The sequence below is a fragment of the Arthrobacter stackebrandtii genome (assembly GCF_017876675.1).
Lineage (GTDB): Bacteria > Actinomycetota > Actinomycetes > Actinomycetales > Micrococcaceae > Specibacter > Specibacter stackebrandtii.
In genome coordinates this window covers 3,148,895-3,171,337 of sequence record NZ_JAGIOI010000001.1, presented here as the reverse complement: position 1 = coordinate 3,171,337, position 22,443 = coordinate 3,148,895, and the positions used below count along the sequence as shown (strand labels likewise).

The window sequence follows — 22,443 nt, the reverse complement described above, 5'->3', positions numbered from 1 at the left end:
AGCCCTCCAGTAATAATGTGACGCGCCTTACATGGTGCAGCGCATACCCATGCTACTACCCGGTAGGGAACATATTCACACCATTGCAGGTTGAGCCTTATAATAGATACAAACGCATATATCTCTCGGAGTTCCGGGGGCGAAGGAGCACACCATGCAGTTCGGAATTTTCAGCGTCGGCGACATCACCATGGACCCGACCACCGGCCGCACCCCCACGGAGCATGAGCGGATCAAGGCAATCACCACCATCGCCAAGCATGCAGAGGACGTCGGCATGGACGTCTTCGCCACGGGTGAGCACCACAACCCGCCGTTCTACCCCAGCTCCCCCACCACCATACTGGGCTACATCGCTGCCCAGACCGAGAAGATCATCCTCTCCACGTCCACCACGCTGATCACCACGAACGACCCCGTCAAGATCGCCGAGGACTTCGCCACGCTGCAGCACCTCTCCGACGGCCGCACCGACATTGTCCTGGGCCGCGGCAACATGGGCGCCGTCTACCCCTGGTTCGGCAAGAACAACCAGGACTCGGTGGAGCTGACCGTGGAGAACTACGCCCTGCTGCGCCGCCTCTGGGATGAGGAAGTGGTGAACTGGGAGGGCAAGTTCCGCACTCCGCTGCGCGGCTTCACCTCCACGCCGCGCCCGCTCGACGGCGTTGCCCCCTTTGTCTGGCACGGCGCCATCCGCACTCCCCAGGTCGCGGAGATCGCCGCGTACTACGGCGACGGCTTCTTCGCCAACAACATCTTCTGGCCCAAGGAGCACTACCAGCAGCTGATCGGGCTCTACCGTGAGCGTTACGCGCACTACGGCCACGGCACGCCGGAGCAGGCAGTCGTGGGCCTCGGCGGGCAGTTCTTCATCCGCAAGAACTCCCAGGACGCCGTCAACGAGTTCCGCCCCTACTTTGACAACGCCCCGGTCTACGGCCACGGCCCGTCCATGGAGGATTTCACCTCGCAGACTCCGTTGACGGTTGGCAGTCCCCAGGAACTGATCGAGAAGACCCTGACCTTCCGCGACTACTTCGGCGACTACCAGCGCCAGCTGTTCCTCGTGGACCACGCAGGCCTTCCGCTGAAGACGGTCCTGGAGCAGCTGGACCTGTTCGGCTCCGACGTCCTGCCCACGCTGCGCGAGGAATTTGCCAAAAACCGCCCCGCGTCCGTCCCGGACGCACCCACCTTCGAGGCCCGCCGCAAGGCAGCCCAGGCGGGTTCCGGCGTCGTGCCTGCAGATGAAGAGGTGAAGTGAGATGAACGCGGCAGCACACAGGAGGCTCGCGACGGATTCATGGGAGTCGCTGCTGAGATCACAGGTGGCCATGATGCGCGAGCTGCAGAAGGAGCCCAGCTTCAAGGCGCTGGGCAGCCGGGAGTACGACATTTTGTACAACCTCTCGCGCTGCCCCAGCGGCTGGCTGCGGCTCAACGAGCTCAACGACCACGTGCTGCTGACGCAGCCGAGCATCTCGCGCATGGTGGACCGTCTCGAGGCGCGCGGCTGGATCCAGCGCAAGACGGCGGAAAATGACCGCCGCGGCGTGCTGATCGGGCTCACTGAGGAAGGCGCCGCCCTGCAGAAGCAGGTGGGGCGGGCGCATGTGCAGAACATCCTGGAGCTCATGGAGGCGGCGCTCACGGACGACGAGATGCGCACCCTGCAGGAACTGACGGGCAAGCTCAGCGCCTCCGTGGCCGGGAATTAGCCCAGCGACTTGAGCGAGGTGACCATCTTTTGGATGTTCTGGTACTCGCTGGAGAGCATGTAGGCCTGTGCGTCGGCGATGGTGGCGAAGGCGCGCAAGCCGGGGGTGCCGGAGGGGTCGCTGGTAAACTGCAGGGCATCGCCGAACATGTAGATGCCCAGCTGCTTTGAGGTGACCGTGTTGTAGACAAGGCAGGCCGTGCCGTCGGCGCCCGCGGAATGGTCGGTGATGCCATATGAGGCAAAGAAGTGCGTGCTGCCCTGGATGACCCGGTAGACGTAGCGCGGATCCACGGCGCCGTCGCTGGAATTGTTGGACGGGATGTCCATGGGGATGCTCGCGAGGACCGTGTATGGCGCCTTCGACTTGTCCGGGCACGCGCCGCCCAGCCCGGAAATATGCGTGCCGAGCATGGCCATCACCGTCCCCTGGGCGTTGCGCACCTCCAGCGCCAGCGCATCCGGCACGGGCGGCGGCGGGAGAACCTTGACGGTCCAGTCCTCCGGCAGCTCAAAGCTGACGGTCTTTTCGGCGTCAGCAAACTTTTTCCACTTCTTCGCGACCGTGCCGGGCTTCTGCTTGGCACCCTCGCTGGGCATGGCGGTGCTGATGCCCGACGGCGCCCAGCTGGCGGTTGCGCTGGGGGACGCCTGAGCCGTGGTGGCCACCGCCGAGGGACCTGGATCCTGTTCGACGCGCTTGAGGCTGAGGCCGCAGCCGGTCAGGGCAAGGGACAGTGCCAGCAAGCCTGCCGCCGCGATTGCCGTTGTTGATCCTGACCGCTGTGTCATAGATTTCCCTCCGCCGTTGGCTGGCACCATTTCCAGTGCTGCCATGCTATCCCGACTGCCCCGGGGCCCCGCATTCATGACGGGGCGGCATGCCGCGATCCTGCCCCAGGCGCCGGGAGGGTGTGGATAACTTCTGGCGGCTTTTCTGCACTGCGTGTATTTTGGGATGACAGCCAGCGACAGGCTTCACCGGCGAGGCCTGCCACTCATAACGACTTATGGGGGACCGCTATGACCGAGTCGCACACCACGGCCGCACCCGGAACAGGCACGCCGAACGGCCACGGGTCGCTGAACTCTCTGAAAAGCGGCCGTCCACCGGGGCGAAGTCGCGGAGGCAGGGCCTTGGGTGCACGGGCGTTTGCCAGGTTGGTTGCCGCAACCCTCCTTGCCGTGGTCCTTGTCCTGGCCGGATGCTCCGCACCGCCGGGGGCCCCGCTCGGCAGCACTGGTTCGGCCACGACGGAACCGCCGGAAAGCACCACCCCGCGGCCGACCATTGCAGGCCCGTACAAGCCAGCCACCGACAAGGGTCCCGCCGAAAACGTCCCCGTTCCGGTCCTGCCCGAGGCAGCCAAGGAATTCAGCAAGGAAGGCCTGGAGGCTTTCGCCGAATATTGGTTCTCGACGCTTGGGTACGTGTACGAGACCGGTGATTCCGGTCCAATGATGGCGGTCACCGAACCTGACTGCGAAACGTGCGCTTACGTCAATGAACCCCTAGCCAAGACCTACGCGGAGGGCGGCTGGGTAGTTGGCGGACAGATGGAAGTCGTCCAGACAGTCTGCTACTTTACGCCGCTGTCCGACGGCGACTACCAGGCCCAAGTCGAAGCCTTGCAGATTCGCGTGGTCTACTACAACGGCGATGGCACCGTCAGGACGAGGCACGAGCAGAACACTGCGCATACGAGCATCGTTAATGCCCATTGGGCGGATGGCCAGTGGACCGCCTCAACGAGTGAACCTCTGAAAAGGAACTAGATATGTGGTTCGTCGAGGTGGCTTCGTCGCGTTTGATCTTGCCAGCAATGGTAATTGGTGCGGCATTGCCTGTCTTGCCGTCGATGCTGGCAAGCGAAGATCCAACGTGGCTTGATTCCACGGTGGTCACTTCCCAGGACAAAGAAATTGCGGGGGTCAGTCCCCGCGTCGGCACGGTTGGCAGTGTCCCCGGTGCTCCTTCAACAGACGAACCCACAGTGCCGGAAGCCAACCCCGACCCATACATCTATGACATGAGGGATGCCTGCACCGACGGCGACAGCCGGACGTTTGATCAATGCATCGCCGTCGTCGCGGGCTGCAGCACTGGTGGCGGTGAGTCCGGGACGGAATCCGGCACAGTTCTCTACCGCTACAAATCAAGGGCAGACATTACGCCACCGGCATGGTCCTTTGACTCAGGTCCCCACTGTGTCTACACCGACAAGCCAGCCGAGAAGCCCCGCGATGTTCTGGCGGAGATTGCCGGGCAGATCGCCCATGAGTTCCAGCAAGTGCCGATTGCTCCGGCGGTGATTGGTTCCCAGCCCGGTCCGCACACCCTGCGCGGCAGGGAAACCAACGTCTGGGCAGAAGCCGCCACCCAAACCTTCCAACTGAACCTCCTGGGCCAGGAAGTCACCATCACCGCCACCCCGGCCGCCTACACCTGGGACTACGGCGACGGCACCCTCTTCGGCCCCACCGACGTCCACGGCGCACCCCTGCACGAAGACCGCATCGGCGAACAAACACGAACCAGCCACGTCTACACCGAAACCGGCGAAAAATACATCAACCTCACCACCCACTTCAACGGCACCTACACCGTCAACGGCGGCCCCGAACTGCCCATCCCCGGCCAAGGCAACATCCCCTCAGCCCCGCTCTGGATCAAGGTCTGGCGCGCACAAATCAACCTCTACGCCGACAACTGCTTCGAAAACCCCAACGGCATCGGCTGCTAACCACGGTGCGCCAAGGATCTTCACGCCGCCAGAGATCATGCATACGCACGCCCAGAAACCAGAGCGGTGCAATGCTGCGCCGGGGTCAGGGAAGGCCTTGCAGCAGCTCCCGGTAGAAGACCACGCCGGCGCCGAGCGAGCTGATGCGAACGCGCTCGTTGACGGCATGGAGGGTGGCCCGGTCGGCGGCGTCCATCAGCAGCGGCGAGAAGCGGTAGACGGCCGGGGAGATGGAGGTGAAATGGCGGGAATCCGTGGCCCCGGTCTGGATGTACGGGGTCACCACGGCGTCCGGGTAGGAGGCGGCAACGGCGCGGGTCAGCAGTGCAAATTGCTCGTTGGAAAAAGATGAGACCGGCGACGGGTCATGCCCGGACACCACCGCAAGTTCCACCTCGGGATCGTCAATGATGGCGCGGACTCGCGCAACAACGGACTCCACGGTCTCCCCCACGGCGATGCGGATATTGGCATTGGCCCGGGCAGTGGAAGCCAATACGTTGTTGGCCTTGCTGCCCTCCAACATGGTCACGGCCACGCTGGTGCGGGTCAGCGCACGGGTTTCGTCGCCAACCAGTCCGAACACCTGGGTCAGCAGCCCCTTGAAGGCCCACAGGTTTTCCGTCACGAGGCGCAGTGCAAAACTGCTGTTCAGGCCGATCCTGCGCATCATCTCGGCAATGGGATCCGGCATGGATGCAGGAAACGGGTTTTCCTCCAATGCCACGATGGCCTGGGCCAGCCGTGCCGTGGGACCCATCCGGGGCGGGGTTGAGGCGTGTCCCCCGGCGCCGCGCACCAGCAGTTCCAGATCCAGGATGCCCTTCTCAGCCACGCCGACGACGGCAGCGGGTACCTTCAGCCCGGGAAATGCATCCAGTGCCACGGCACCGCCCTCATCCAGCACCAGCCACGGCTTGACGCCGCGCCCGGCCAGCAGGGCAACAGCCGCTTCTGCAGTGTCGCCGGCGGTCTCCTCGTTATTGCCGAAGGACAGGTACACGTCATGCGCGGGCGAGAAGCCTTCGGAGAGCAGCGACTCGACGGCTCCCATGATTGTGACGAGGGCACCCTTGTCATCCAGCGCGCCACGCCCCCACACGAAGCCGTCCTTCTGGTGGCCGGAGAATCCCGGGTGGGTCCAGGGGTCGCGCTCATCCACGGGCACCACGTCGTAATGGGCCATGAGCACGGTGGGCCGCGCCCCGGCGTCGGGCAGGTGGCCAGCCCACCTGAACAGCAGGCCGTGGCCGTTGACCATCTCGCGTTCCAGCGAGGCATGGACACCCGGGTACAACCGCTCCAGTGCCTCGATGAAGCCGGTGAACTGCTCCAGCTCAATCTGGTCGCGCGCGGGTGAAAAAACCGTGCGGTAGCGAATCAGTTCGCTGAGGATGTCCGCCGCGGGCTGCGCATGCTCCGCACCGATCTCGCCCATGTGCGGGGCGGCCCCGAAGTCCCCCACGGGGGTTCCCGGACCGGCACGGAATGCCCGGGCCCCGATGACGGCTGCGGCGCCGGCGGCACCCACGGACAGGGCGGCGGTCACTGCGCGGTTGATCGATTTGACGGATCCTTTAGGCATGAATGGGATTCTAGGCCATGTGACTGGGAGCACCCGGCAATCACAGGAGGTAGGATGTCCACATGACCTTTGCGCCCCACCGCCTCGCCCGTGTCCGCCCCAGCAGCCCAGCACAGGAAGGCCCGGGCGCCGGCGCCGGCCCTGCACTGCCGGAGCAGTTCTTCGTCCGCAACGACGCTGCCGGATTCGACAGCCCCGAAGGCCGCATCTGGCAGGTTGTTGAAACACCGTTCCCCACCTCGCCGGCCAACCAAAACAGCTCCTACAGGGATGGCTGGACACTGGGCGCCACCGTCACCGAGGACGAATTCACCTTCCTCGCACCCTGCGCCCCGGTCAACGTGTTCGGCATGGCCCACAACACCGGCGCCCCCGGCCGCGCCCTCCCGCCGCAGGCCTTCCACAAGGCCGCAAGCTCCGTCGTGGGCCCCGGCGACGCGATCGAGCTGTGCCCCGGCACCGGCTACACCGACCCGGAGGCCGAGCTGACCGTCGTGATCGGCCGCCCCGCCAAAAACCTCACGCTGGAGAACGCCCGCAGCGCCATCCTCGGGTTCACGATCGGCAACGACGTCTCCGACCGCGACGCCCAGAAATCCGACGAGCTATGGCTCAGCGCCAAGAGCCCGGACACCTTCACGCCCCTGGGCCCCTGGATTGTTGTGGGCCTGAAGGACGACGGCGTGGCCATCAGCATTGTGCACAACGGCACCGAGCTTTCCCCCGCCTCGAGTGACGACCTGGGCTGGGGCGTGGACGAAATCCTGGTCTACCTCAGCGCCTTCATGACCCTGCAGCCCGGCGATGTCATCATGACCGGCTTCCCCGCAGAGTGCCGCCGGATCAACCCGGGCGACGAGGTCATCTGCCGCATTGAAGGCATTGGCGAACTCCGCAACCCAGTGGCCGCCGGGCAATAGCAAGGCGGCTGCCGCCCCTGCACCAGACTCGTGCAAGGCGGCGGCCGCCCTTGAGTTCACAGGCAACATACTCGTTCCTGTTTGGGACTTAACACCCACAGCTGGCAAGATTTAGTTAACCATGGCAACCACAACAATTCCCGAACCGGTTCCCGCGGACCAGGCCCCTGCGGCCCGCGGGCTGCTGGGTGCCGCCAAAAATTGGGGGCTTGCCCATCCGGTCCTGGCCGGGCAGCTGCGCGGCTTCGCCCTCGTGGCCGTGATCTGCACCGTCATCTCCATGGCCATCTTTACCAGCCTGCGCCCCGCCCTGGGCACCCAGTGGGCCAATGTCATCTCGCTGGTGCTGTGCTCCGTCCTGAACACCGAGCTGAACCGGCGCATGAGTTTCGGCCTCACGGGCCGGCACCTGTGGTGGCGGGACCAGCGTCGGGGCCTGTGGGTCATGCTGCTGGCGCTGGCCATGACAAGCGGCAGCCTGTGGCTGCTGCAACAGGTCAACCCCGAGGCTTCTGTTGCCCTCGAACTGGCCGTCATTGTGCTGGGCAACGTGGCCTCTGCCGTGACCCGCTTCCTGCTGCTGCGCTACTGGATTTTCCGGCGGGCCCGCCACGGCCGCCCCGCCGCCCGCCAGGACCAGCACCAGTCATCCTGAAGCGGGGTTCACGCCGACTACCCGGCGTGCTCGTAGGTCAGGCAGTCGGCATTGTCCGCACCGGGCCCCACCCGCACGGAGTCGGCGGCACACATCAGGTGGTCGTTGTGGATGCATTCGGTGCGCTGGCAGGCGCCCACCGAGGCCAGCACCTTGGGCAGCCCGCCGTGGACGCCGGTGTCGATGAAGGTGGCGCACTGGGCGTGGTCGGCGTTGCCGCCGATCGTGATGCCCGCAGCCCCGCAATGCGTGTGGTCGTTGAATGAGCAGTTCGACACTGCACATTCTGTGACGGGAACGGTGGCAGTCATGATGAGCTCCTTGCTGGGAAGCCGGCCCGCACGGCCGGGTTCCCTCCACTTTAAGTCCGCACGCCCCCAAGCAATTAGCACGAATTTCCCTTGGCCAATTCGCCACCGCGTTGGCAACATGTTTGGATGAGAGAACTCTCATTCAGGCCTCATCCAATTGGCAATCCCGTGCGAAAGGATTGAGCCATGCACATCCCACGGTTCATCCTCGCCGCCTTCATCACCCTGGTGGTGGGCGGGACCATCGTGGCCACGACCCTGCTCGTTTCCAGTTCGGAACCGCGCCTTGGCGACACCATCGTGGTCACCCCGCACGGCACGCCGCCACCCTCCCGGACGCCCACCCCCGCACCTGAACCGTCAGCCACGGCGACACCCAGCCCCGGCCCGTCTGCCAGCCCAACCACCGCCCCGCCAACGGACACCAGCCCAACACCACCTCCGCCGTCGTCCGCACCACCTGCACCGCCTGCGCCACCTGCAGATGGAGGCGCAGTGGTGGTCCCCGGCTGCGCCCCGCTGGCAGGCGACGACGACTGCGATGACGCGGACGACTGGGACGATCCCGATGATGACTGACTCCCCGCGCCGGCACCTCACCGCCAGGGGCCGCATCATCGGTGCGATGGTGCTGCTGCTGGCGGTGGCCTTTGCCGGCTCGATTGTGCTGTCGGCGCAGATCCTGAACGCGCGCACCGACGCCATGGTGGACGATCGGCTGACGCACGCCGCAACAAGTTTCCGCACCTTCGCCACGTCCCCGTCGGGCAGTTCGCAGTTCACCGCCGACGCGCTGCTGACGCGGTTCCTGCAGGACACCGTGCCCACCCGCGCCGAGACCGCGTTCAGCCTGCTCGACGGTGTCCCGCACAGGCGCATGGCCGGCGACCCGCCCGCACGGCTGGACAGGGACCCGGCGTTCCTGGCGCTCGTCACCGGGCACGAGCAGCCCGTCCACGGCCGCTACGCCACGAGTGCCGGCCCGGTCGCGTACGCCGTCATCCCGGTCCAGGTGGTGGGCGACTCCGCATCGGGCGCCCTGGTCAGCGTCCAGTTCCGCCGTGAAGTTGCCGCCCCGCTGTTCAGCTCGCTGGGCATCTTCGCACTGGCCGGCGTGCTGGCCGTGATCGGCGCCGGGATCGCCAGCTGGCTCATCGCCGGGCGGGTGCTGGCCCCGCTGCGGCAGGTGCGGGAGACGGCCGAGACCATCAGTGAAACAGACCTCAAGGGCCGCATCGAGGTGAAGGGGCACGATGACGTCGCCGCCCTGGCCACCACGTTCAACCGCATGCTGGACCGGCTCGAGACCGCCTTTGCCACGCAGCAGCAATTCGTGGACGACGCCGGCCACGAGCTGCGCACGCCCATCACAGTGGTCCGGGGGCACCTTGAGATGATGAGTGAGGATCCCGCCGAGCGGGCCGAAACCATCGCCTTGGTCACTGATGAGCTGGACCGCATGGCCCGCATCGTCAACGACCTCCTGCTGCTCGCGAAGTCCCAACAGCCAGACTTCGTGGTGCCACAGGAGGTGGAGCTCATGGAGCTGATGGTGGATGCGCTGAGCAAGGCCAGCATGCTTGGCCCGCAAAACTGGACGTTGGATGAGCTCGCCGAAGGCCACATCGCTGCCGACGGCCAGCGCCTCACCCAGGCCCTCATGCAGCTGGCCTCCAACGCCGTCAACCACACCCCGCCCGGCGGCACCATTGCGCTCGGCTCCACGTACGACGACGGCACGCTCCTCTTGTGGGTGCGTGACACTGGTGCGGGGATCGCCGAAGAAGATCAGGCGGGGATTTTTTCCCGCTTCCACCGAGGCCCCAACTCCGGGCACAGTGCCGGGGCCGGCTTGGGCCTGTCGATTGTGAAGTCGATTGCCGAAGGCCATGGTGGCTCCGTGACGGTGGCCAGCTCCCTGGGAGCGGGCTCCATTTTTACCATGCTCCTGCCGGTGAGCCTGCTCCCGGATGATGAATCGAACGCTGGTGGGGCAGGCCCCGGCAGCCATGAGAAAGGCCATGCATGAAACGAATCCTGATCGCTGAAGATGAAGCCCGCATAGCCACGTTTGTGCAGAAGGGGCTTGCCGCCGAAGGCTTTGTCACCCAGGTGGTCGGCGACGGCCAGTCCGCCTACGATGAGGCACGGTCCTATGTCCACGACCTGCTGATCCTGGACATTGGCCTGCCTGTCATCGACGGCCTGACGGTGCTGCACCGCCTGCGCCAGGACAAGGTGGACATCCCTGTCATCATTCTCTCTGCCCGAAGCAGTGTTGAGGACAAGGTGGCCGGCCTGGTCGGCGGGGCCGACGACTACCTGCCAAAGCCCTTCGCCTTCGAGGAATTGCTCGCCCGGGTGCGGCTGCGCCTGCGCGGGCATGTCCTGGAAGAACAGACGATTCTCACGGCCGGGCCGCTCAGCCTGGACCTGCGCACCCGCAGGGCCTCGGTGGACGGCGTCAACAAGGATCTCAGTGCCCGAGAGTTCGCCTTGGCCGAGACACTGTTCCGGCACCGCGACCAGGTGCTCTCCCGGGAACAGCTGCTCTCCCAGGTGTGGGGTTTCGACTTTGATCCGGGTTCAAACATTGTGGACGTCTACATCCGGTATCTGCGCAAGAAGTTCGGTGCGGAGCGGATTGAGACCGTCCGCGGGATGGGCTACCGGCTGAAGTTGGACTGAACCGGGCGCCGCCGGGCGTTCATGAGAACGATCTCATCTCAGTCTCCTTTTACTCTCATAGGGCTGCGGAACAGTAGAGGTTAGTCAACAACCTCAACGTTTTGGGAGATAAAAATGTTCAACCTCTGGATCGCACTCGCCGCCAACATGGTCTGCATCAGTGTCTTGGTGTACGCCGTGTACTTCCCCCGCTACCAGCGCCGCGACCTGGCCATTGCCTACGTATGCCTGAATGTGGGCATCATGCTCGTCACGATGCTCCTGTCCGGCAGCGCCGCCGGCATGGGCCTGGGGCTGGGATTGTTCGGTGTTCTCTCCATCATCCGCTTGCGTTCGGACACGCTGACCCAGGGCGAGATCGGCTACTACTTCGCCGCCCTGGTGCTGGGCCTGATGAACGGCCTGCACCCGGACCCGGCATGGCTTTCCCCGGTGCTGTCCGCAGCGCTTGTCGCCGTGCTGTTCATTGCAGACCACCCCCGCATTGCCCCGCGCACCCGCAGGCAGACCATCACCTTGGACCGGGCCTACCCCAATGAGGGCGAACTGCGTGTGGCGCTGGAAACGTTGTTGGGCGGCCCTGTCACCCGTATTGAAGTGATGGAACTCGATGTTGTCCGCGACCTGACCATTGCCGACGTCCGCTACAAGGCTGCCGTCAATGCACCCTCGAGCACCTGCATCCACGAGCACGCTGCCGCGGCACTGCCGCAGTATCCGTCGGTGGCACCGGGCCGCATGGAACCGATTCCGGTCCAGCTGACGTCCCACCAGCTGGGGAACCGGTCATGAGCTGCGCAGACATCCTGGATGCAGCATTGGCGCTGCGTGATCCGATCAGTTTGGAAGCTGTCAACGAGGAGGCTGCACTGCAGCGCCGCGTGGACAAAAAGTTCCTCCTGACCCGCAGCCAGCTGGCTGCGCTGCTGGACCGGCTCGGCAGTGATTTTGCCGTCATGGAGATCGCCGGGCGCCGGGTCTTTGGCTACAGCTCCACCTACTTCGACACCCCCGGACTGGACCAGTTCCGTGCCCACCGGCAGGGCCGGCGCCGCCGGTTCAAGGTCCGCACCCGCACCTACCTGGACTCGGGGCTGTGCATGTTTGAGGCCAAGTTGAAGGGTGCCCGCGGAGAAACCGACAAGCACCGGATCCCCTACGGCCTCGGGGACAGCGGCACCATGAATGGTGAGGCCCGGGAATTCCTGGGCGCGCTGCTCGACGCCGAGTATGGCCTGCCGCTCCCCGAGCTGCGGCCCGTCATGACGGTGGACTACCGCCGCGGCACACTGGTGAACCCGCACAGCAGGGAACGGCTCACCCTTGACGTCGGGCTGCTGTGCCGCGACGCCGGCGGGGCGGACGGCCCGGCCGGTGTCGGGGCGGACGGCGGCGCCCGTGAGGTTGCCGGTCCGGACCTGGTGGTCGTGGAGACGAAATCGGCTGACGGGCGGGGAGTTGCAGACAGGGTCCTGGCCGAGATGGGCATCAGGGCCCTGAGCATGAGCAAGTATTGTGTGGGCATCGCCCTGCTGCATCCGCACCTGCCGGCCAACCGCTGGAACCGGGTGTTGCGCGAGCGCTTCGACTGGGACCCGGCATCATCGCGAGCAGGGACGGTGCCGCTGGCCGCCTGAGGTTTCACTTCAGCCGGCCGGCACCTGCCCTACCCCAGCCGCAACATCCGCTCGACGGCGGCCGCCAGTTCGGTGGCCGCCGCATCCAGCTCCGACGCCGTGATGTCGGAGGCAAAGCTGAACCTCAGTGCGGTCTGGGCAACGGTCCGCTCCACGCCCATGGCGCTCAGCACGGCCGACGGTTCATCCGCACCCGCGGCACAGGCTGAACCGGAGGAGCACACGATCCCCCGCCGCTCCAGTTCCAGCAGCACCGATTCGCCGCTGGTGCCGGGGAAGCAGAATGAGGCCACATTGGGCAGCCTCCTTGTCGGGTGGCCGGTCAACTGCGCCGTGGGGATTTCGGCCAGGACGCGCCGCATGAAGCCCTCCCGCAGCGCCGTGACGCGGCCGGCGGCGGACGGCCGTGCCGATTCCGCCATCGCCAACGCCGTTCCAAGGGCCACGGCGAACGCCACATTCTCTGTTCCGGAGCGGGTGCCGCGCTCCTGCCCGCCGCCGTGGATCAGGGGCTCGTACAGGGTTCCGCCCCGGACATAGAGGAGTCCCACACCCTTGGGGGCGCCGATCTTGTGTCCCGACATGCTCAGCGCCGTGACACCGAGCCGGGCCACATCCAGGGGCAGCCACCCGGCAGCCTGGACGGCGTCGCTGTGCAGCGGCACCCCCGCGGCGGCCGCAACGGCCGACAACGCGGACAGGTCCTGGACGGTGCCCACCTCGTTGTTGGCGTACATGACGGATGCAACGGCCACGCCGCCCCCCGCTGCGGCACCATCCTGTTCACCGGCAGCCGAGCCGGAGCCCGCACCCGAAGCTGCCAGCATCCCGGCAAACACATCCGGGTCCACCAGCCCCTGGGCGTCCACCGGCACCACGCAGACCTCGAAGCCGTGGATGCGGCGCAGGTGGTCTGCCGATTCCACAATGGCCGGATGCTCCACGGCACTGATCAGAACCCGGTTCAGGGAGGGGTCAGCGGCGCGGCGGGCCAGTGCGATGCCCTTCAGTGCCAGGTTGTCCGCCTCGGTGCCGCCGGAAGTGAATGTGAGCTCCTCCGGATGGGCGCCCAACGCCGTCGCACATTGTTCACGGGCGGCTGCCAGCGCCGCAGCGGCCGCCTCCCCCAGCTCGTGGTGGCTGGAGGGGTTGCCGAACTGGTTGGTCAGGAACGGGAACATGGCCTCGATGACCTCGCGGCGGACTGGCGTGGTGGCGGCGGCGTCGAGGAAGATCACGGCAGGTCCGCGCGTTCCTGCACATCCGGGGCGCCAGGCAGCTCCACCGCAATGTCCAGGCCCAGGTCAAGGGCGCGCACGCTGTGGGTCAGGGCGCCGACGGAGATGATGTCCACGCCGGTGGCCGCAATGCCGGCAATCGTGGACAGGTTCACATTGCCGCTGGCCTCCACCAGGGTCCGGCCGTTGACCAGCGCCACGCCCTGGACGAGCTCCTCGTTGCTGAAGTTATCCAGCATGATGGTGTCCACGCCGGCCGCCAGCACGGGCTCGATCTGCTCGATGCTGTCCACCTCCACCTCAAAGTGGACGGTGTGCGGGAGCTGCGCCCGGACACCTGCGAGCGCGGCTGTGAGCCTGCCGGTATCGCCGCCGGTGAGCACGGCCAGGTGGTTGTCCTTGGCCAGCACGGCGTCGGAGAGCGAGAAGCGGTGGTTGTGCCCGCCGCCGCAGCGCACGGCGTAGCGTTCCAGGATGCGCAGGCCCGGCGTGGTCTTGCGCGTGTCCGTCACCCGCGCGCCGGTCCCGGCGATGAGCGCGGCGTATTCGGCGGTTTGGGTGGCGATGGCGCTCATGCGCTGCGTCAGGTTCAGCGCGATCCGCTCCCCCGTCAGCACGCCGCGAGCCAGCCCGGTCACGGACATGAGCCGCTCCCCCGTAGCGAACGTGGCGCCGTCGGCCACCAGCTGCTCCACATGCGCTTCCGGGTCCTGCATCACCATGGCGGCGCGGAACACATCCCCGCCGGAGAAGATGCCGGGCTCGCGCGCCACGAGCCAGGCGGTGGCGCTGGCGTCGGCCGGCAGCAGCGTGGCCGAGGTAATGTCCCCGTATGGCGCGTCCTCGGCAAAGGCCCGCTGCAGGATTTCCTCGACGGCGGTGCGCGGCAGCTGGGGCAGCGCTGCGGTGGTTTTCTTCAGGACAGGCACGACGGCGTTCATACTGTTTCGCTTTCACGCTGGGGTTCGGTGGTGGTCAGGGTGGGGACGGGGTTGACCCAGTGGTTGGACGCCCTGGCGGCTTGGTGCGGGGAGGGGGCGTCGGTGGCCTGGGGGAAGTCGCTGCGGAAGTGTGCCCCCGCAGAGTTTTCCCGTGCCTGGGCGGCGTGGACCAGGAGCCGTGCCACGAGCGCCAGGTTGCGGTCTTCCAGCTCCCGGCGTTCGGACGTGTCCGGGTGGTCCCCGGAGGGAGGGCGGCCCACACCGGTTTCCGCCGGGGTGCCGAGGGCTGCAGCAGCCTCCTGCAGTCCGTGCGAGTCGCGGACCACCCCCGCGTGCGCGGCCATCACATGGCGCAGTTCGGGGCGTGGGGGTGCCGCGGGCGCAGCCGTCTCCCGCACTTCCCCCGCCGCAGGTGCCGGGACACCGGGAAGGGACGCGGCGCCGTCGTGCATCACGTGCCAGGCGCTCCCGCCGGTGAAGGCGGCAACGGCACGGCGGCTGAAGACCAGACCCTCGAGCAGCGAGTTGGAGGCGAGCCGGTTGGCGCCGTGGACGCCGGTGCAGGCCGCCTCTCCGGCCGCGAAAAGCCCCGGAACGGAGGTGCGCCCGTGCAGGTCGGTGGCGACACCGCCCATCCAGTAGTGCGCGGCAGGGGCCACGGGCAGCCAGTCGCGGCGCCAGTCGAAGCCGAGTGCTGCGGTGGCGGCGTCGATCGTGGGGAAGCGGCGGGCGAGGTAGCCGTGGCCGTTGGCCGTTTCGATGCCGGTGGCGTCCAGGAAGACGTGGTGCGGGCCTTCGTCCCGGCCGGCCAAACCGGCCTCGGCTGCGAGCGTTTCCAGGTGGGCGGCGATGCTGCGGGAGACAACGTCTCGCGGGGCCAGGTCACCCTCCGGGTGGTAGCGGGGCATGAAGGCCTCGCCATTGGCGTCGCGCAGCACGGCGCCGGCGCCGCGGACGGCCTCGGAGATCAGGAAGTTCTGCCCCACGGCGAGCGCTGTGGGGTGGAACTGGAAGTACTCGAGGTCGGCGAGCACGGCACCGGCGCGCCAGGCGAGGGCCACGCCGTCGCCCGTGGCCACGGCCGGGTTGGTGGTGAATTCGAAGAGCTGCCCGGCACCCCCGGTGGCGAGCAGGACGGCGTCGGCTTCCAGTGCCTGGCGTTCGTCTCCCTGGTCAAGGTAGGCGATGCCGGCGATCGCCGCGCGGGGCGGGGAGCCGGCGTCGTGCGGGTCAGCGGCCGGTGCGGCCGGGCGGGCCAGCAGCTCTGTGGCGAAGCAGCCCTCCAAGACCGTCATGAGGCCCAGGTCGGCGGCGTCGCGGACCGCGTTGATGAGCCCGTCCGCGATGGCGGCACCCGTGGCGTCCCCGCCGGCGTGCAGGATCCGGGCGGCGGAGTGCGCCCCTTCCAGGCCGAGGGCGCGCCTGCCGGCGGCGTCGCGGTCAAAGCGGACGCCGAAGCGTTCCAGTGCGGCAATGTCGCCCGCAGCCTCCGTGCAGAGAATACGCACGGCGTCGGGATCGCACTGGCCGGCGCCGGCCTTGAGGGTGTCGGCAATGTGCGCCTCCACCGAATCACCGGGTGCGGCCTCGCCCTCGGCCAACACGGCGCAGATGCCGCCCTGCGCCTGGTGCGTGTTGCTCTGCGCCAGCGTCCCCTTGGTCAGGAGCGTGACGCGGACCCCGGCCTCGGCGGCGAGCAGCGCACCGTAGAGCCCGGCGATGCCGCTGCCCACCACCACCAGGTGCGAGTTGCTCATGCGCGTGCGGCGCTCTGTGCTGGCTGCGGCTCCTTGGCGGGCTGCTTCGTGGCGGCCTGCGGCAGGGCGGCGAGCATGCGCTCCAGCGCGATCCTGGCGTTGACCGCGGTGTCCTCGGGGACCGTGATCTGGTTCAGCACTTCACCGCGCAGGAGGCCTTCCAGGACCCAGGCGAGGTAGCCGGGGTGGATGCGGTACATCGTGGAGCAGGGGCAGATGACCGGGTCCAGGCAGAAGATGGTGTGCTGCGGGTATTGGGCCGCGAGCCGGTTCACCATGTTGATCTCGGTGCCGATGGCGAAGGTGGTGCCATCCGGGGCGGCCTGGATCGCCTTGAGGATGTAGTCGGTGGAGCCCGCCTCGTCGGCAGCGTCCACAACCTCCATGGGGCACTCCGGGTGCACGATCACGCGCACGCCGGGGAAGTCCACCCGTGCCTGCTCAATCTGGCCCACCGTGAAACGCTTGTGCACGGAGCAGAATCCCTGCCACAGCACCACCTTTGCGGCGTCCATGACCTCCTGCGTGTTTCCTCCCAGCGGCATGCGCGGGTTCCACAGCGGCATCTGCTCCAGCGGTACGCCCATGGCCTTGGCCGTGTTGCGGCCCAGGTGCTGGTCGGGGAAGAACAGTACGCGCTGGCCGCGTTCAAAGGCCCACTCAAGAACGGTGGAGGCATTGGAGGACGTGCAGACAATGCCTCCGTGCTTGCCGCAGAACGCCTTCAGCGCGGCCGAGGAATTCATGTAGGTGACGGGAATGACCGGAACCCGGCCGTCGGCGTCGGGCTCGGTGCCGTACAGCGCCTCGAGCTCGGCCCAGCAGGCCTCCACCGACGGCAGGTCAGCCATGTCGGCCATGGAGCAGCCTGCGGCCAGGTTGGGCAGGATCACGGACTGGTGGCTGCCGGATAGCATGTCCGCCGTCTCGGCCATGAAGTGCACGCCGCAGAACACGATTGCTTCCGCCTCGGTGCGGGTCTTGGCCGCGTTGGCGAGCTGGAAGGAGTCGCCCACGAAGTCGGCGAACTGCACCACCTCGTCGCGCTGGTAGAAGTGCCCCAGGATGACCACGCGGTCCCCGAGTTTCGCCTTGGCGGAGAGAATGCGGGCCTCAAGCTCGTCGTCGGAGGCGTCCTTGTACTCCTGGGGCAGCTGGCCCTGCACCGGAGTCGCGGGCGGGGCGGTGTCCTCGTTGGAGGCGCCGGGGCCGTAGCCGGGGGTGCCTGCGAGGGCCTCGGCCAGGTCAAATTCCCACGGGCCCTTGGCCAGGTCGTCGTCGCAGGATTCCTGCGTCCGGCCGGGCTGGCCGGGAACCCGGACTGCTTCGGCCTGCTCGCGGGTGATGAGCTGGATGGTGGTGTTCACGGATGACATGGCTTGCTCCAAGGTGTTGAGGCAGGGGGACGTGAGTGGGACGGTGCGGAAGGGTTTGAAAATATCCGGCCAATGCTGCGACAGGGTCCGGGATAATCCAGCATTTGCTGCGACAGCGTTGGGAATGGGGCGGGGAATGGGGCCGGCGGGACGTGCTAGGGGCGGGATTGGCTAGGGGCGGGACGGGGGATGCCCGGGCGGGCCGATGTCGCCTGCCTTGCCCCCCGGCCACGTGTGCGCATCCTCCCCGGTGTAGCGGTAGAGGCGGGGCGGGCGGTGCTTGCCGCCCTGGAGGAACTCGTCGGTGGGCTCAATGTACGGAGTCTGCTTGAGTTGGCGGCGGAAGTTGGCGGGGTCGACCTTGCGGTTCAGCACGGCCTCATAAACCTCACGGACCTGGGCCAGGGTGAACTTTTCACCCAGCAGGTGGTAGGCAATGGATCCGTACTCCATCTTGTTGCGCAGCCGCCACAGGGCATAGTTGACGATCTCGTTGTGGTCAAAGGCCAGCTCCTGCAAGCCGTCCGCCCGGAACCACTGGACGTTTTCCGACTCCTGTGCAAGCTCGGCCTCGGTGGACTGGACCAGGGCCCAGTACACGATGGAGACGACGCGCTGGCTGGGCGAGCGGTGCAGGCCCCCGAAGGCATACAGCTGCTCGAGGTAGCTCGGGGCCAGGCCCGTGGTGTCGCGCAGGTTGCGGGCGGCCGCATCCTGCAACGAGTCGGCCTGGGTCAGGGGCCCGCCGGGCAGCGCCCACAGCCCCTTGAACGGTTCGCGGATGCGCCGCACGAGAGGCAGCCACAGCGTGGGGCGGCCGGTCTTTTCACTGGGCCGAAGCGCGAAAATGACAGTGGAGATGGCCAGTGCCGGCGGCTGCGCGAGCCGCTCGCTGATGTTTGCCGCGCTGACAAATTCCGTCCGTTCCATGCCCTGCACCCCACCTTTCCGATGGCTGATCCAGTTAGAGTCATTTTGACTACAACTGATTCTACGACGCCGGCGGGCAATGAAACAAATCTCCCCCGCCACAAGGCGGCGGCCACCCCGCCTGCACCTGGCAGGGATCGGGCCGGGGGTCGGGCTCCGGCGTCGGGCGAATTGGGACTGTCGCCCACATGATGGATAATTCTTGACAGGGATCACACATTCCGATCATCCGCGGAGCAACCCTGCCCGGAACAGCAAAGAAGGCCACCCCTTTCATGACGCACCAACCCGACGCCGCCACGACAGCACCCGCAAAGTCCGGGCTGGGGCATTCGCTCAAGCAGCGCCAGCTGACCATGATGGGCCTCGGCTCCGCCATCGGGGCAGGGCTCTTCCTCGGTTCCGGCGAGGGCATCATGCTGGCCGGCCCTGCCGTGCTCATCTCCTACCTGGTGGCCGGGACGCTGATCATCCTGGTCATGTGGGCCCTGGGCGAGATGGCCGCGGCCAACCCCAACTCGGGCGCCTTCTCCGTCTATGCGGAAAAGGCCATGGGCAAGGTGGCCGGGTCCACCGTGGGCTGGCTGTGGTGGCTGCAGCTGGTGGTGGTCATTGCCGCGGAGGCACTGGGCGCCGCGCAACTGCTGGTCACCATCTGGCCCGTCCTGCCCGCCTGGGCACTGACCCTGATCTTCATGGTCATCTTCACGGCCGTCAACCTCACCGCGGTGAAAAACTACGGCGAGTTTGAATTCTGGTTTGCCCTGCTGAAGGTGGCCGCCATTGTCCTGTTCCTGGCCTTCGGCGCAGCGCTGCTGCTCGGCTGGATCCCCGGCACACCCTCCCCCGGACTCGGCAACCTAACGGGCAACGGCGGTTTCGCACCCACGGGCATGGCCGGGATCGCCTCCGCCCTCTTCGTGGTGGCCTTCGCCTTCGGCGGCACCGAAATCGTGGCCGTCGCCGCCGCCGAAACAGCCGACCCCGCCCGCAGCGTGGCCGTCGCCGTCCGCACCGTGGTGTGGCGCATCCTGGTGTTCTACGTGGGCTCGATCTTCATCATCGCCGCCGTCCTGCCCTGGACCTCGCAGGCACTGTTGTCCCCCTTCGCCGGCGTGCTGAACTATGCCGGGCTGCCCTGGGCAGGCACCGCCATCACCCTCGTGGCCGTCGCCGCACTCCTCTCCGCCCTGAACGCCAATCTCTATGGCGCCTCCCGGATGATCTACTCACTCTCCGAACGCCGCGAGGCCCCCCGCCCGTTCAAGCGCATCAACTCCCGCCAGGTACCGGTGGCCGCCGTCCTCGTGTCTGTGGCGTTCGGCTTTGTTACGGTCCTGTGGGAGTTCTTTTACCCCGACACCGTCCTGCGCATCCTGCTGAACCTTGTGGGCTCCACCTGCCTGGTGATCTGGGGCGCGGCGCTGCTCTCGCAGTTCATCCTGCGGCGCCGGGCCGACCGCGACGGCACCCCCCTGCCCCTGCGCATGCGCGGATTCCCGTGGCTGACCATCGCCGGCCTGGTGCTGCTCGCCGCCATCTTCGCCGTCGGCTTCAGCGATCCCGTCAGCGGCAGGCAGCTGCTGGGCACCTTCTCCCTGGTCGCCGCGATTGCGGCCCTGAGCTGGGTCGGGCAGCGGTACCGCCGGACCCAGTCCGCCACGCGCGCCTGACTCCTGCCCGGCCGCGCCCGCCATTCGCTATTGTTGACGTACGACGGCGGCACGGCCCGCCGCGGGAAAGGTCCAGTTATGTCTTCCCTTGGCAAGAACGCGGCTCCGGCGGCCCAACACTCCATTGAGGGCGCCCCGGCCGGGCTGCATGTGGTGGTTTTCGAGGCCGACGAGCCGGCCCCCCTGCCCCCTGTTTTCCTGATCCACGGATTCGCCTCCTCCGTTGAATTGAACTGGGTCAAGACCGGGTGGGTGTCCGCCCTGAACCGGGCCGGGCGAAACGTCCTGAGCGTTGACCTGCCGGGACACGGCGCAAGCACCTCACCCTACGACCTTGACTCGTACACGCCGGGCAAAATCAGGGCGGACCTGCTGCAGATCCTCATTGACCAGGGCGTGCGGCCGCTGCGGGACGGCGACCCCACCAGCGGGGTGGACCTGGTCGGTTACTCGATGGGCTCGCGGCTGGCCTGGGAATTCGGCGCAACGCAGCCGGAGCTGGTGCGCAGGATAGTGCTGGGCGGCCCCAACCCGGAAGACCCGCTGGCGGATTTTGACCTGCGCGCGGCACAGGATTTCCTCAACGACGGAACCCCCATTGCGGACGAGTCCACCGTCTGGCTGCTGAACATGGCACAGCTGGTGCCCTCCAATGACATCTTTGCCCTGCTGGCCCTGGTCCAGGCCGTCAAGATGGAGCCGTTTGAGCCTGCGGACGCCGTGCCGCACATGCCGGTCCTGCTGGTGGCCGGCAGCCTGGACGAGCGCGCCCGCACCATGAGCCGGCTCGCCGAGCTCAGCCCCGGCACGGAACAGCTGGTCATCGAGGGCCGCAACCACAACAACACCGTGACCTCGCGGGAGTTCAAGGACGCGGCCATCGCATTCTTGGGCTGACCTTGGCCAGGCCGCCGGTTCCGCAAGGCGCCGTCCAGTTGCGCAACGGGGTTCCGGGCCTACCGGGCGGTGCGCCGCCGCAGGACCACCACTGACACCAGGCCCAGCACGAACAAGGTGGATGCCGCGGCGATGGGGACGAGGAACGCCGCGTAGTAGCCGGAGCTTTGGGCCAGGGCCCCGGACACGGCCGAGCCGAGGGCGGTCCCTGCCACGATGCCGCTGGAGAGGGCCGTCATGACGGTGCCCATCCACTGCTGCGGGGCGACAACGCTGCCCACGCTGAAAATTGAGACCATCACCGGGCCCACGGGCAGGCCCATCAGCAGCAGCACCCACCCCATCTGCCCCAGGGATTCCGGGACCAGGAACATGACCGAGCCTGCCGCCATCAGCCCGGCAATCACCACCCACCGCCAGGTGTAGTTGAACTTCTCGGGCCAATAGGCCACGGACAACGCAGTGAATGCGGAGCTCAGGCCCATGATGGCGTACATGAGCCCGGCCTGGTCCACCGAACCGTGCACGCCGGTGAAGGCTGTCAGCGCGGTCTGCGAGGAGCCAAAGAAGGTGCCCATGGCCAGCATTCCGGCCACGGGCACGGCCACCAGGAACCAGTTGGGCTTCTCCTTGGCGACGTAGCCGGCGTTGCCCACCGTGCTGGCCGCGGCCCGGGGACCCACCGCCTCAACGGTGTGGTGCACGGCAAAGAGGGAGACCAGCACGGCGGTCATGGCGGCTGCAATGACCAGCGGCAGCCACGGTGCAACAAGCGAGGCCAGCAGCCCCACGAGGGCCGGTCCCAGCACGAACGTCACCTCGTCGGCCGTGCCTTCAAGGGACAGCGCCGTGTCCACGGCAGGGCCCTGTTCCTTGGCAGGCAGCTTTCTGCTCAGCGCCATCCACCGCACCCGGGACAGCGGCCCCACCTGCGGGGAGGTGGCACCCACCAGCAGGGCTGCGGCCATCACGGCGAGTGTTCCGCCGTCGGCCGGTCCGTTGCCGCCGGCGGGCAGGATGGTGTAGCTGAGCAGCACCACGGCCGCCAGCAGCAGTGCGTTGACCACCGCCAGCACCAGCAGCACGCGCTTCTGGCCCAGCCGGTCTGCAAGGAAGCCGATGACCGGCGCCCCGACGGCGGCACCCACTCCCACGCAGCCCGCGGCGAAACCGCCGACGGCGTAGGAGGCGCTGACGCCGGTGACCATGGTGAGGACGCCGATGGTCTGCATGGCCAGCGGGACCCTGGCAAAGAGGCCCAGGGGGATGTATCCGGTGCCGGCGAGCCGGGGAAGGACTGAGTAGCGTCCGCCCTTGACGGCCGGGGCGGGGGAAATGTCGGTGGAGGGTGTGATGGCCAACTGCTTTCAC

Annotated in this window: 22 protein-coding genes; 13 read left to right on the top strand and 9 right to left on the bottom strand. The window is 67.2% G+C overall.

Features of this window, described 5'->3' with window-relative positions:
* Positions 1 to 154 precede the first annotated feature (154 nt).
* Positions 155 to 1,267, top strand: coding sequence for an LLM class flavin-dependent oxidoreductase (locus JOF48_RS13815; protein ID WP_209681579.1), 1,113 nt, complete (start codon positions 155 to 157; stop codon positions 1,265 to 1,267).
* Between the two features lies 1 nt (position 1,268).
* The gene (locus JOF48_RS13810) at positions 1,269 to 1,721 is read left to right on the top strand and encodes a MarR family winged helix-turn-helix transcriptional regulator (RefSeq protein ID WP_209681577.1); all 453 of its coding nucleotides are present in this window, start codon (positions 1,269 to 1,271) and stop codon (positions 1,719 to 1,721) included.
* Here the strand turns inward: JOF48_RS13810 and JOF48_RS13805 are convergent.
* The gene (locus tag JOF48_RS13805) at positions 1,718 to 2,512 is read right to left on the bottom strand and encodes a hypothetical protein (protein WP_209681575.1); all 795 of its coding nucleotides are present in this window, start codon (positions 2,510 to 2,512) and stop codon (positions 1,718 to 1,720) included. The two genes, JOF48_RS13810 and JOF48_RS13805, sit on opposite strands and share 4 nt — an antisense overlap.
* Before the next feature lie 345 nt (positions 2,513 to 2,857).
* On the opposite strand from JOF48_RS13805, the gene JOF48_RS13800 reads away from it, so the two are divergent.
* Together JOF48_RS13800 and JOF48_RS19715 are read left to right on the top strand one after the other, a co-directional pair.
* Positions 2,858 to 3,496, top strand: a complete 639-nt coding sequence (locus tag JOF48_RS13800; RefSeq protein ID WP_209681573.1) for a DUF6318 family protein — start codon at positions 2,858 to 2,860, stop codon at positions 3,494 to 3,496.
* A 65-nt stretch (positions 3,497 to 3,561) separates the two neighbouring features.
* Positions 3,562 to 4,464 carry a hypothetical protein gene (locus tag JOF48_RS19715; protein WP_245346545.1) on the top strand — a complete coding sequence of 301 codons (903 nt, stop codon included), beginning with the start codon at positions 3,562 to 3,564 and terminating at the stop codon, positions 4,462 to 4,464.
* 85 nt (positions 4,465 to 4,549) lie between these two features.
* On the opposite strand, the gene JOF48_RS13790 is transcribed toward JOF48_RS19715, so the two are convergent.
* Entirely contained in the window at positions 4,550 to 6,049 is a 1,500-nt protein-coding gene (locus tag JOF48_RS13790; protein ID WP_209681572.1) for a M20/M25/M40 family metallo-hydrolase, read from the bottom strand.
* A 62-nt stretch (positions 6,050 to 6,111) separates the two neighbouring features.
* On the opposite strand from JOF48_RS13790, the gene JOF48_RS13785 reads away from it, so the two are divergent.
* Positions 6,112 to 6,969 (top strand): fumarylacetoacetate hydrolase family protein, encoded by an 858-nt coding sequence (locus JOF48_RS13785; RefSeq protein WP_209681570.1) that lies wholly within the window; start codon positions 6,112 to 6,114, stop codon positions 6,967 to 6,969.
* A gap of 121 nt (positions 6,970 to 7,090) precedes the next feature.
* The gene (locus tag JOF48_RS13780) at positions 7,091 to 7,624 is read left to right on the top strand and encodes a GtrA family protein (protein ID WP_209681564.1); all 534 of its coding nucleotides are present in this window, start codon (positions 7,091 to 7,093) and stop codon (positions 7,622 to 7,624) included.
* A 17-nt stretch (positions 7,625 to 7,641) separates the two neighbouring features.
* On the opposite strand, the gene JOF48_RS13775 is transcribed toward JOF48_RS13780, so the two are convergent.
* The gene (locus JOF48_RS13775; RefSeq protein WP_209681563.1) at positions 7,642 to 7,935 is read right to left on the bottom strand and encodes a DUF1540 domain-containing protein; all 294 of its coding nucleotides are present in this window, start codon (positions 7,933 to 7,935) and stop codon (positions 7,642 to 7,644) included.
* Between the two features lie 186 nt (positions 7,936 to 8,121).
* Between JOF48_RS13775 and JOF48_RS13770 the strand changes: the two genes are divergently transcribed.
* From JOF48_RS13770 to JOF48_RS13750, 5 genes are all read left to right on the top strand, one after another.
* On the top strand, positions 8,122 to 8,514 hold the full coding sequence (locus JOF48_RS13770) for a hypothetical protein (protein ID WP_209681561.1): 393 nt from the start codon (positions 8,122 to 8,124) through the stop codon (positions 8,512 to 8,514).
* Positions 8,507 to 9,964: a sensor histidine kinase gene (locus JOF48_RS13765; RefSeq protein ID WP_209681559.1), complete on the top strand. Its 1,458-nt coding sequence runs from the start codon at positions 8,507 to 8,509 to the stop codon at positions 9,962 to 9,964. Before JOF48_RS13770 ends, JOF48_RS13765 begins: the two co-directional genes overlap by 8 nt.
* The gene (locus tag JOF48_RS13760) at positions 9,961 to 10,623 is read left to right on the top strand and encodes a response regulator transcription factor (RefSeq protein ID WP_209681558.1); all 663 of its coding nucleotides are present in this window, start codon (positions 9,961 to 9,963) and stop codon (positions 10,621 to 10,623) included. Before JOF48_RS13765 ends, JOF48_RS13760 begins: the two co-directional genes overlap by 4 nt.
* Before the next feature lie 114 nt (positions 10,624 to 10,737).
* A complete protein-coding gene (locus JOF48_RS13755) occupies positions 10,738 to 11,415 on the top strand; it encodes a DUF4956 domain-containing protein (protein ID WP_209681556.1) in 678 nt (225 codons plus the stop codon).
* Entirely contained in the window at positions 11,412 to 12,260 is an 849-nt protein-coding gene (locus JOF48_RS13750; protein ID WP_209681554.1) for a polyphosphate polymerase domain-containing protein, read from the top strand. The genes JOF48_RS13755 and JOF48_RS13750 overlap by 4 nt, the downstream gene beginning before the upstream one ends.
* A gap of 29 nt (positions 12,261 to 12,289) precedes the next feature.
* On the opposite strand, the gene JOF48_RS13745 is transcribed toward JOF48_RS13750, so the two are convergent.
* The 5 genes from JOF48_RS13745 to JOF48_RS13725 all read right to left on the bottom strand — a co-directional run bounded on the left by JOF48_RS13745 (position 12,290) and on the right by JOF48_RS13725 (position 18,502).
* The gene (locus JOF48_RS13745) at positions 12,290 to 13,498 is read right to left on the bottom strand and encodes a cysteine desulfurase family protein (protein ID WP_209681553.1); all 1,209 of its coding nucleotides are present in this window, start codon (positions 13,496 to 13,498) and stop codon (positions 12,290 to 12,292) included.
* Positions 13,495 to 14,439: a carboxylating nicotinate-nucleotide diphosphorylase gene (gene nadC, locus JOF48_RS13740; RefSeq protein WP_209681552.1), complete on the bottom strand. Its 945-nt coding sequence runs from the start codon at positions 14,437 to 14,439 to the stop codon at positions 13,495 to 13,497. Before nadC ends, JOF48_RS13745 begins: the two co-directional genes overlap by 4 nt.
* Complete coding sequence (nadB, locus tag JOF48_RS13735; protein WP_209681551.1) at positions 14,436 to 16,196, bottom strand: L-aspartate oxidase; 1,761 nt, start codon at positions 16,194 to 16,196, stop codon at positions 14,436 to 14,438. The genes nadC and nadB overlap by 4 nt, the downstream gene beginning before the upstream one ends.
* A complete protein-coding gene (gene nadA / locus JOF48_RS13730; RefSeq protein WP_209681550.1) occupies positions 16,193 to 17,572 on the bottom strand; it encodes a quinolinate synthase NadA in 1,380 nt (459 codons plus the stop codon). The genes nadB and nadA overlap by 4 nt, the downstream gene beginning before the upstream one ends.
* A 171-nt stretch (positions 17,573 to 17,743) precedes the next feature.
* Complete coding sequence (locus tag JOF48_RS13725; protein WP_209681549.1) at positions 17,744 to 18,502, bottom strand: NUDIX hydrolase; 759 nt, start codon at positions 18,500 to 18,502, stop codon at positions 17,744 to 17,746.
* A 275-nt stretch (positions 18,503 to 18,777) separates the two neighbouring features.
* Between JOF48_RS13725 and JOF48_RS13720 the strand changes: the two genes are divergently transcribed.
* A complete protein-coding gene (locus JOF48_RS13720) occupies positions 18,778 to 20,175 on the top strand; it encodes an amino acid permease (protein ID WP_209681548.1) in 1,398 nt (465 codons plus the stop codon).
* Positions 20,176 to 20,253: 78 nt separating this feature from the next.
* Entirely contained in the window at positions 20,254 to 21,072 is an 819-nt protein-coding gene (locus tag JOF48_RS13715) for an alpha/beta fold hydrolase (protein WP_209681547.1), read from the top strand.
* A gap of 59 nt (positions 21,073 to 21,131) precedes the next feature.
* Here JOF48_RS13715 and JOF48_RS13710 read toward each other — a convergent pair whose 3' ends face one another.
* On the bottom strand, positions 21,132 to 22,433 hold the full coding sequence (locus tag JOF48_RS13710) for an MFS transporter (protein ID WP_209681545.1): 1,302 nt from the start codon (positions 22,431 to 22,433) through the stop codon (positions 21,132 to 21,134).
* Between the last annotated feature and the right edge of the window lie 10 nt (positions 22,434 to 22,443).